The sequence below is a fragment of the Undibacterium sp. 5I2 genome (assembly GCF_035019605.1).
GTDB lineage: Bacteria > Pseudomonadota > Gammaproteobacteria > Burkholderiales > Burkholderiaceae_D > Undibacterium.
In genome coordinates this window covers 41869-49972 of sequence record NZ_JASJVS010000031.1, presented here as the reverse complement: position 1 = coordinate 49972, position 8104 = coordinate 41869, and the positions used below count along the sequence as shown (strand labels likewise).

8 protein-coding genes are annotated in these 8104 nt (G+C 54.6%); 4 read left to right on the top strand and 4 right to left on the bottom strand.

Translation table 11 applies throughout. From position 1 onward, the window contains the following. Window positions 1-129: 129 nt before the first annotated feature. Window positions 130-1638 carry a leucyl aminopeptidase gene (locus tag QN359_RS12225; RefSeq protein WP_322247700.1) on the bottom strand — a complete coding sequence of 503 codons (1509 nt, stop codon included), beginning with the start codon at window positions 1636-1638 and terminating at the stop codon, window positions 130-132. A 50-nt stretch (window positions 1639-1688) separates the two neighbouring features. Between QN359_RS12225 and lptF the strand changes: the two genes are divergently transcribed. The 4 genes from lptF to QN359_RS12205 are packed head-to-tail and all read left to right on the top strand — an operon-like array spanning window position 1689 to window position 5115. Then, the gene (gene lptF, locus QN359_RS12220; RefSeq protein WP_322247701.1) at window positions 1689-2819 is read left to right on the top strand and encodes an LPS export ABC transporter permease LptF; all 1131 of its coding nucleotides are present in this window, start codon (window positions 1689-1691) and stop codon (window positions 2817-2819) included. Next, window positions 2816-3946: an LPS export ABC transporter permease LptG gene (gene lptG, locus QN359_RS12215; RefSeq protein WP_322247702.1), complete on the top strand. Its 1131-nt coding sequence runs from the start codon at window positions 2816-2818 to the stop codon at window positions 3944-3946. Before lptF ends, lptG begins: the two co-directional genes overlap by 4 nt. Then, the gene (locus tag QN359_RS12210) at window positions 3946-4338 is read left to right on the top strand and encodes a CbiX/SirB N-terminal domain-containing protein (RefSeq protein ID WP_322247703.1); all 393 of its coding nucleotides are present in this window, start codon (window positions 3946-3948) and stop codon (window positions 4336-4338) included. The genes lptG and QN359_RS12210 overlap by 1 nt, the downstream gene beginning before the upstream one ends. Before the next feature lie 24 nt (window positions 4339-4362). Continuing rightward, on the top strand, window positions 4363-5115 hold the full coding sequence (locus QN359_RS12205; protein WP_322247704.1) for a substrate-binding periplasmic protein: 753 nt from the start codon (window positions 4363-4365) through the stop codon (window positions 5113-5115). Here the strand turns inward: QN359_RS12205 and cobA are convergent, their stop codons facing one another. The 3 genes from cobA to cysD are packed head-to-tail and all read right to left on the bottom strand — an operon-like array spanning window position 5116 to window position 8101. Next, window positions 5116-5841 carry a uroporphyrinogen-III C-methyltransferase gene (gene cobA, locus QN359_RS12200; protein ID WP_322247705.1) on the bottom strand — a complete coding sequence of 242 codons (726 nt, stop codon included), beginning with the start codon at window positions 5839-5841 and terminating at the stop codon, window positions 5116-5118. It abuts the gene before it with no gap. Between the two features lie 5 nt (window positions 5842-5846). Continuing rightward, the gene (locus QN359_RS12195; RefSeq protein WP_322247706.1) at window positions 5847-7166 is read right to left on the bottom strand and encodes a sulfate adenylyltransferase subunit 1; all 1320 of its coding nucleotides are present in this window, start codon (window positions 7164-7166) and stop codon (window positions 5847-5849) included. Beyond that, the gene (gene cysD / locus QN359_RS12190; RefSeq protein ID WP_322247707.1) at window positions 7166-8101 is read right to left on the bottom strand and encodes a sulfate adenylyltransferase subunit CysD; all 936 of its coding nucleotides are present in this window, start codon (window positions 8099-8101) and stop codon (window positions 7166-7168) included. Before cysD ends, QN359_RS12195 begins: the two co-directional genes overlap by 1 nt. Window positions 8102-8104 lie beyond the last annotated feature (3 nt).

The following is an 8104-nucleotide window of genomic DNA, read 5'->3' as shown; positions in this document are numbered from 1 at the left end:
CCTCTTTTGGCCGGTGAGCGACGAAGGAGCGACCCGATGGGAGGGGATGCAAACCCTTTCCAGATAGTTGTTAAAAAACCGGCCGCGCTGATCAACAGCGCGGCCGGTTTCGGAATGGCTGGCGAGTGCTTATGCTGCGCGATTCATCAAAAAGCTCGTCAGCAGTGATACCGGACGACCGGTTGAACCCTTGGCGGCACCCGATTTCCAGGCGGTGCCGGCGATATCGAGATGGGCCCAAGTGTATTTACGTGTGTAACGTTCGAGGAAACACGCGGCGGTGATGCTGCCGCCGGCTGGGCCGCCGATATTGGCCATGTCGGCGAAGTTCGATTTCAGTTGCTCGTTATAAGCTTCTTCGATCGGCATGCGCCAAGCAGTGTCACCGCTGGCTTTGCCCGCTGCCAGCAATTCATCGGCCAGCGCATCGTGGGCGGCATCGTGACGGGTAAATAAACCGGTGTTGTGATGGCCGAGCGAGGTCACGCAGGCACCGGTGAGGGTGGCGACGTCGATGACTACGGCCGGGTTGAAGCGTTCCGAGTAAGTCAGCGCGTCACACAGGATCAGACGGCCTTCGGCATCGGTGTTCAAGACTTCGATGGTTTGACCGGACATCGAGGTGATGATGTCACCCGGACGGGTGGCCGAACCGGAAGGCATGTTTTCGCAGCTAGGAATGACGGCGATGACATTGAGCTTCAATTTCATTTCACCGATGGCACGCATGGTACCGATCACCGATGCGGCACCACCCATGTCATATTTCATTTCATCCATGCCGGCACCGCCCTTGATGGAGATACCGCCGGAATCAAAGGTGATACCTTTGCCAACCAAAACCACCGGTGCATCTTTGGCCTTACCGCCGTTATGGCGCAGCACGATGAATTTCGGTGGTTCGATGGAGCCGGCTGTGACCGATAGAAAGCTGGCCATTTTGAGCGCTTGGATTTGTTTGCGATCGAGGATTTCAACCACCATTTTGTAATCGGTGGCGATGGTTTTGGCGGTGCTGGCTAAATAAGTCGGGGTACAGATATTCGGCGGCAGGTTGCCTAATTCTTTGGTCAGGTCTATACCGTTGGCCAGCGCGACACTCTGCATCAAGGCTGTTTTAGCAACTGCCGCATCGGCCGCATCGACGTAGATGGCGATTTTCTTCACGCCGGCGACGCTGAGGTCTTTTTTACTTTTCAGCGCGTCGGCGCGGAAAATACTTTCGCGGAAGGCGACCACGGCAGTACGGATGCTCCAAGCGATATCGCGCTCTTTTACCGCCGGCAGTGCCAGTACCGCTTCGCTCGCACCCAGGCCAGCCAGACTGCGGGCGGCGGCTTGTACCGCTTGTTGGAAGGATTTTTCAGAAATCAGTTGGTTTTCTTCACCTAAACCGACCAGTAATACGCGCTCAGCCGCGATTTCGGCTATATTGCGAAGCAACAGCGACGAACCGATTTTGCCCGAAATGTCGGCCGATTTCAGCGCCGCAGCGATCGCACCTTGCTTATCGAGGCCGGCAGCGGCGACGGAAAGCTTTTTATTTTCGAATACACCGACCACAATACAGGCTGTTTTAATCGCCTTGTGGGCTGTGGAGGCACTTTTTGCGTCGTATGTTTTTATGCTAAAGTCCACGTATTACTCCTCTTGTTAAGTCTCGTAAAAACGACATTATAATCCTTCTCATGATTTTTCAACGCGCGCTTCGACGTGAATTGCTCAGCGCAGCAGGCGCAGTCTTCACAACTCTATTTACCATCACCATTACGGTGATGCTTATAAAAATTCTCGGCCAAGCGGCCGGCGGTAAGGTGGCTTCGAGTGATGTGGTGGCGCTGATCGCCTTCACCTCGCTGATGAATATGCCAATTCTGCTGATACTGACCGGCTTCATCGCCGTGCTGTTGGTGGTGACGCGTGCTTATCAAGACTCTGAAATGGTGGTGTGGTTCGCTTCGGGCTTGAGTTTGACAGACTGGATCGCACCGGTACTGCGCTTCGGTGCGCCTTGGGTCGTCTTGACCGGTGTGCTCAGCTTGGTCGTCACGCCGTGGGCCAGTCAGCAAAGCGCCGAATTTCGCGAACGGTATGAAAAACGCTCGGATATTGCCAAGGTTGCACCGGGCAAGTTCCAGGAATCGTCGTCGTCGAACCGGGTATTCTTTGTCGAAGAGGTCGCCGGCGATCTCGGGAAGGTGCAGAATATCTTCATCAATACCATCAGTGAGGGGCGTTCCAGCGTAGTAGTGGCGAAAGAAGGCGTGATTGAAATCGATCAGCTCGGCGATAAGTTTTTGGTGATGAGTCGTGGTCGGCGCTATGACGGTTTGCCGACCGCGAAAGATTTCCAAATGATGCAATTTGAAAGATACGGCGTGCTGGTGTCGAGCCAAAACGGTGCGCTGGCTGGTGATAATTCCGCCAAATCGATGCCATTGATGGCGCTGCTGGAAAATCTCGATAACACCAAGAAAGCCGAATTGTTATGGCGTATCTCGCTGCCGTTGATGTGCGCTTTGTTGCTGGTGCTGGCGATACCACTGGGTTTCGTCAATCCGCGCGTCGGTCGCTCCGCCAATTTGATTGTCGCTTTGCTGACCGTGATTATTTATTTAAATGTCGTCAATATTTCTCAGGCTACCGTAGCCCAAGGCCGTACCTCGTTTGCGCTCAGTTGGTGGCCGGTGCACTTGCTGATTTTGCTACTCGTGTTAGCCTTGTTTTTATGGCGTTTGAAGGTCAACAGTCGTTGGCATCCATTGGTGCTTTGGTCGAACTGTAAAGCGAGTCTGCGTAAACAAGAAAGTTGTGCATGAGAATTTTGCAGAAATATTTTGGTACTGAAATTATCCGTTCAGTGTTGTTCGTCATGCTGGCTTTGTTGGCATTATTTTCCTTTTTTGATTTAATGGCTGAGCTGCCGTCCTTAAACAAGGGTGGCTACAGTTTGCCCTACGCTTTGTTGTATGTCTTGCTAGGTTTGCCTGGATATATTTATGAATTCATGCCGATTGCGGTACTGATCGGCACCATTTATGTCTTGGCCCAATTTGCCTCGAATTCTGAATTTACCATCATGCGCGCGGCCAGCATGTCGACCGCGATGGCTGCCGGGATGTTGTTCAAAATTGGTATTTTGTTTGTGTTGCTGACCTTTGCCTTCGGCGAACTGGTGGCACCGAACACCAGCAAATACGCCGAAAGCATGAAGCTGACGGCACTTGGTGCCGCGGAAGCGCAGGAATTTCGTACCGGACTGTGGACCAAAGATTTGGTGCGCGAAAATGGCCTCAGCGGTGCCGTGATCGGTTCGCGCTTCCTCAATGTGCAGGAGATTTTGCCGAATCGTCAGCTTAATTTGGTGCGTATGTATGAATTTGATAAAGATTTTCATTTGGCGCGCGAAGTGACGGCCAAACGGGCCGCGTACCAGGGCAGTAATGTGTGGCGCTTGTTCGAGGTGTCGGAAACATCCTTCCCCAAAAATTTGGCGGCCGAAGATATCACCGGTGTCAGCAGCCACAGCTATCCCAGCAGGGATGTGATCTCTGAAGTCACGCCCGATATTTTATCGGTCTTGTTCGCCGATCCGGACCGCATGTCGGCCTGGGATTTGGCCGCGTATACCCGTCATCTGGCGGAAAACAAGCAAGACGGCGAGCGTTATGAAATCGCATTTTGGAAAAAAATCACCTATCCCTTCGTCACCTTTGTGATGATGGCCTTGGCGCTGCCATTTGCTTACCTGCATGTGCGCAGCGGTGGGATCAGCTTGAAAATTTTCAGCGGCATCATGATAGGGATGGTGTTTTATCTGATCAATTCACTGTTTTCCCATCTCGGCTTACTCAATACCTGGCCAGCAATGGTGACGGCCTTGGTGCCGAGTATATTATTTATGGGCCTGGCTTTGCTCGGGCTGCGCTACGTTGAAAGAAACTGATGACTACTCCAATTACCCCGATTACCGCGACGACTGCTTCGATCTTGTTTGCCCACGGTGCGCGTGAACCGCGTTGGCTGGCACCGTTCCAGCGGCTGCAAAAAATGACACAAGAGAGTTTGCCAGAGCAGCGCGTGGAACTGGCCTTTCTCGAATTCATGCAACCGAACTTGCCCGATCTGGTGGCCAGTCTGGTCGCTTCCGGCTGCCAGCGGATTACCGTGACGCCGGTGTTCCTCGGTCAGGGCGGTCATGTGTTGCGTGATTTACCGCTGTTGGCGGAACAATTACGGGCCAGTTATCCGCAACTGCACTTGCACATCGCTATGGCGGTTGGTGAGGATGAGGCGGTGTTGTCGGCGATTCGGGATTACTGCATCAAGCAGAGCTGACGCAATTTTCATTTGGAGACAGTCGTGCGTCGTTTGATTAAATGGATTGCCCCCATGTTTTTGCTGGCCGCGCTGCCGCTGCCGGCTGCCGAGGTGCTGGCCGTTGGCAGTGAGTTTGCCGGCATTTTCGAAGCCAGCGAAGCGAATGGCTACACCGGATTAGGGGTAGAAATCGTGCGGCAATTGGCGCAAAAAAATGGTGACACGGTGCGCTTTGAACTATATCCGTGGAATCGGGCGCAGTGGATGGTGGAAAACGGCTATGCGCAGGTGCTGATCGGTCCGTATAAAACTGCCGAACGCGAAGGCAAGTTCAAATTTTCGGCGCGGCCTTTTTATCGCGATATTCTGGCTTTTTATACCCGGCAAGGATCGAATGTAGGCTGGAACGGCGATTACGCCTCTCTGCGCACGCGCAAAGTCGCGGTGATCAACGGTTGGGCTTATGGTGAAGCATTCGAAGCGGCCCGCACGCAGATCAAACCGGAGCTTGTGCATACCTTGAGCAATGGCTTGACCATGCTGGCGGCCGGCCGCATCGATTTACTGGCAACTAATTTACGCAATTCGGAAGCACAGTTGAGAAAACTCGACTTGAAGTTGGGATTCGCGATCGTCGCCCCCTTGATCGATACACAGGATGGCTATTTGGCGTATTGTCGCTCGACTTGCGAGCGAATGCGGCAAGCTTATGATGATAGCTTTGAGCAAATGCGTGTCAGTGGTGATTTGTCGGCGCTGGCACGTCGTTTCGAGGTGCGTTTGCCGACGCCGTAATCACGCTGGATGCGCGGCTACACGGGTGCGCATCGCTTCGCCCATCATCACCAATACCGGTCCATGCGAGAGCGGCAGGCCGTGCGCCAGTTCGGCCAAGCTCAAGCGCAGATAGCGTTGATCGCTGCGGCTGCAATTTTCCATCACGATAACCGGCAAGTGCGCCGGAAAACCCTTGGCCAGCATACGTTCGGCCGTCAGCATCGCTTCGCGTCCACCCATATATTGGATCAAGGTGTCACATTCGGGAATGCGGGTGTCCGCAGTTTCGCCTGGTGCAGTACTCGAAGTAAACAAGGCCACGCTGCGGGCAATGCCGCGCTTGGTCAGCGGCTGGCATACCGCCGCCGCCGCTGCCAAGGCGGTGGTGATGCCGGGTACCACGGCGTAAGCAATACCGGCCGCTTCGAGTGCGCTTAATTCTTCATCAGCACGCCCGAACAGCATGGGGTCGCCACCTTTCAAACGCACTACCAGACGATACTGATGGGCGGCAGCGACGAGTTGTCGGTTGATGCTGTCTTGCGCGGCCGAGCGTTGACCGCTGCGCTTGCCGACCGCAATCTTCACGGCTTGCGGGCACAGTTCCAACATCTCGGTCGTGACCAAGGCGTCATACAACACCACTTCGGCCTGCGCCAACAGGCGTGCGCCGCGCACCGTGATCAGGTCGGCGGCACCGGGACCGGCACCGATCAACACCACTTGGCCGAGCGGGGTCGTCATCGTGCTCAGTCTGCCAAGTGGATCATGCCGGCAGCCACGGTTTGATGGGTGACTTCATCGATGAGAATGAAGGCACCGGTCGAGCGCAAGTCGGCATAATCATCGACGGCCAGCGCTTGCCCAACACTGATCGAGACGGTGGCGATGTCGTTGAGCTTGAGGCTGTCGGCCGGGCGCGTTTGCTGAGTGTTGATATCGAGCAGGGTATCGACCGCCGTGACGCGCGCCGCGACTTGTTTGGTGGTGTGTTTGAGCCAGTATTTACGGCCGACATCGAGCGCATCTTCTGACAGCCAGCACAGATCGGCCTTTAAGGTTTTCAACTGAGTGGCAGGACGGTCGGCACCGGCCAGCATGTCGCCACGCGAGATGTCGAGGTATTCATTGAGCAGCAAAGTTACCGATTGGCCGACCACGGCCGATTCCAGTGAGCCGTCCAGAGTTTGGATATCTTTGACCGTGGCAATTTGTCCGCTCGGTTGGACGATCAGGCGATCGCCCTTGCTGACTTTGCCGGCTTCGATACGACCCATGTAACCACGGAAGTCATTGGCTTCATGACCGTTGTGACGCGCGACCAGTTGTACCGGAAAGCGAAACGGTTCATCGTGGCAGGCGTCGTAGACGCTGAGCGACTCGAGCAATTCGATCAGAGTAGGACCTTGATACCATGCCAGCTTATCGCTGGCGCTGACAACATTGTCACCGGCCAAGGCGGACAGCGGAATAGGGTGTATGGTTTTGAGTCCGAGTTGGGCGGCAAATTTACTGTACTCGGCGATGATGCGGTCATAGATCACTTGGTCATAGTTGACCAGATCCATCTTGTTGACGGCAACGATCACATGTTCAATTTTCAGCAAATGGGCGATGGTCGAGTGACGCTTAGTCTGCACCAACAAGTCGACGCTGCCGTCGTCGTTGAGCTTGACTTTCGAGACGTCGACTAAAATCACCACGGCGTCGGCCGTCGAGGCACCGGTCACCATATTACGGGTGTATTGTTCGTGGCCCGGAGTGTCGGCGATGATGAACTTACGCTTCGGTGTAGCGAAATAGCGGTAGGCTACATCGATGGTAATGCCTTGTTCGCGTTCGGCTTCGAGGCCATCGGTCAGCAAGGACAAGTCGATGGTGTCACCGACGGTGCGCTTGTGCTTGGCGCGTGACATCGCATCGAGCTGGTCGGCGAAAATGCCTTTGCTATCGAACAGCAGACGGCCGATCAAGGTGCTTTTGCCATCATCGACGGAGCCGGCAGTAATGAAGCGCAACAGACCGCGTTCGATGCCCGTGTTGAGGTTGAGAGTTTGAACGGCAGTCATCAGAAATATCCTTCTTTTTTACGTTTTTCCATCGAAGCTTCCGATGTTTGATCATCCATGCGGGTAGCGCCGCGTTCGGTAATTTGCGTGACTGCGGTTTCGGCGATGATCGCTGCTACCGTGGCGGCATCGGACGACACCGGGCAGGTGCAGGAAATATCGCCGACGGTACGGAAACGCACGATCTGGGTTTCCACGGTTTCACCTGGCAGCGCTGGTGTCAGGTGAGTCAGCGGTACCAACAGGCCATTGCGCGGGATGACTTGGCGTTCGTGGGCGAAATAAATTTGCGGCAATTCGAGTTTTTCGCGCGCGATATATTGCCAAACATCGAGTTCAGTCCAGTTCGAGATCGGGAACACACGCATGTTTTCACCGGCATGCACGCGGGTATTGTAGAGGTCCCATAGCTCAGGACGCTGAGCTTTTGGATTCCACTGGCCGAATTCATCGCGGAAGGAAAAAATCCGTTCTTTGGCGCGGGCTTTTTCTTCATCGCGACGGGCACCGCCGATGCAGGCATCAAATTTGTGCGCCGCGATGGTTTCGAGCAGGGTGACGGCTTGAGCCGCATTGCGTGAATCGGTGGCCGGATTGCGCAGGCGTACAGTACCGCGTTGTATCGAGTCTTCCACTGAGCCAACGATCAAGCGTTCACCGAGTTCGGCCACGCGTTTGTCGCGAAACGCGATGACTTCGTCGAAGTTGTGGCCAGTATCGATGTGTACCAGCGGAAACGGGAATTTACCGGGACGAAAGGCTTTTTCAGCCAAGCGCAGCAAGACGATGGAGTCTTTACCACCGGAAAACAGCAGCGCCGGGTTGCCGCATTCGGCTGCCACTTCACGCATGATGTGGATGGCTTCGGACTCCAGCCAATCGAGATGGCGATTACTCGCGGCATCCATAAAATCTTGTTCTTTGACAGTGTTCATCAT

What these genes read in the sequence shown, in the direction of transcription:
- lptF (WP_322247701.1), top strand. Translation starts at nt 1,689, where the DNA reads ATGATTTTTCAACGCGCGCTTCGACGTGAATTGCTCAGCGCAGCAGGC.
- lptG (WP_322247702.1), top strand. Translation starts at nt 2,816, where the DNA reads ATGAGAATTTTGCAGAAATATTTTGGTACTGAAATTATCCGTTCAGTG.
- QN359_RS12210 (WP_322247703.1), top strand. Translation starts at nt 3,946, where the DNA reads ATGACTACTCCAATTACCCCGATTACCGCGACGACTGCTTCGATCTTG.
- cobA (WP_322247705.1), bottom strand. Translation starts at nt 5,841, where the DNA reads ATGACGACCCCGCTCGGCCAAGTGGTGTTGATCGGTGCCGGTCCCGGT.
- QN359_RS12195 (WP_322247706.1), bottom strand. Translation starts at nt 7,166, where the DNA reads ATGACTGCCGTTCAAACTCTCAACCTCAACACGGGCATCGAACGCGGT.
- cysD (WP_322247707.1), bottom strand. Translation starts at nt 8,101, where the DNA reads ATGAACACTGTCAAAGAACAAGATTTTATGGATGCCGCGAGTAATCGC.